Annotated in this window: 1 protein-coding gene; it reads right to left on the reverse strand. The window is 67.1% G+C overall.

All coding sequences use genetic code 11. The features are described from left to right. Nucleotides 1–1,454 (reverse strand): TolC family protein (locus AC07YZ_RS25420; RefSeq protein ID WP_494796782.1); only part of this gene is annotated, 1,454 nt, incomplete at both ends.

Here is a 1,454-nt window from a genome sequence, read left to right on the forward strand (position 1 = left end):
AACAGGTTGGACGACATCACAAAGGCGTCGGTCTGCGAGGCCTTCAGGTGGGCGCGCACGCGCTGCGTGAGCGTGTCCAGGTCGTTGCCCTCGAAGTCGTCGGCGATCGGGTCGAAGCCCAGGGTGTTGTACAGCCGCCCGAACGCGATGTGCGCGTTGGCGTAGGCGTTGGCGCGCTGGTAGGCGCCCAGCACGGCACGGGCCTGGGTGCGGATCGCTTCGAGTTCACTCTCCAGCTTGGCCGAGACCGAGGCCTTGGTGTAGGCGGCCAGGCGGGTGTCGACCTGCGAGGCCTGGTCGGCCAGCCGGAAGTCTTCCAGCGCCATGCGGTAGCGCTCGGCGCTCACGCGGGTCTGGGTCAGGATGGCCATGGACAGGGCCATGCGCCGGGTCTCGTCGGTCTGCTCCTGGTATTGCTGGGCCTTCTTGAGCGAGGGCAGGGCCACCAGGCGCATCAGGTTCCAGGCCAGGTTCACGCCGCCTTCGCTCCAGCTGTTGTTGTACAGCAGCTTGTTGGAGTCGTGCTGTCGGCCCAGGTTGAGGGTGATGCCGGGCAGCATGCCCAGCATCTGTTTGCGCGCTTCGTCGGCGGTGATGCGTTTCCTGAAGTCTTCTTCCCGCAGCTCGGGGCGCTGCAGCAGCGCCATGTCTTCGAGTTTGGTGATTTCTTTCGGGGCGGCCGGCAGGGTCATTTCGCTGGCCTCGGCGACCTGGAAGTCCACGCCGGGGGGCACGTTCATCAAGGCGGCGAGTTCGCGTTTGGCGAACTCCAGGTCCTGGCGGCGCTGGTTGAGCAGCACGGTGGCGTCGAGCAGGGCGCGCTGGTAGGCCAGGGCCACGCCCGGGGGGATGATCTTCTGGGTCTCGGCTTCGCGCGAGCGCGCCAGCGCCAGCGAGGCTTTTTGGAGCACTTCGTCGGCCTGGGCGTTGAGCCGCTGCGCGCCCAGGGCGCGCCAGTAGGCCGCGCGCACGTCTTGCAGCATGTTCTGCACGACTTTGCGGCGGCGCTCTTCGGAGATCAGGAACTGGTCGCCTTGCTGGCGCGCGCGGTAGTAGGAGACGCCGAAGTCCAGCGCGTTCCAGCTGAATTCGATGCCGCGCAGGGTGCGGGTGCGTTCGTCGGAGGAGGTCGGGCGGGTGGAGACTTCGCCGTCGAGGATGCCGATGCTGGTGCCGCCGGAGTCGTTGTTGCGTGAGCTGTAGCCCGCGCTGGCCACCAGCTGCGGCAGCATGTCGTGGCTGGTGTGCTCGGCCAGGCCCTGGGCCAGGGCGGACTCCATCTTTTTGAGGCGGTAGTCCAGGTTGTATTTGAGGGCCCGGGCCACGGCCTCTTCCATGCTGATGGCCGCGGTGATGGGGGCCTGGCCGCTGTACATCTTGGCGGTGTCGTGTTTGACGCGCTCGCGCACTTCGTCTTGCGTCAAGGCTTTGGGGGCCACGGTGCAGCCGGCCAT

This window comes from Hydrogenophaga sp. GW101-3F08 (assembly GCF_059424585.1).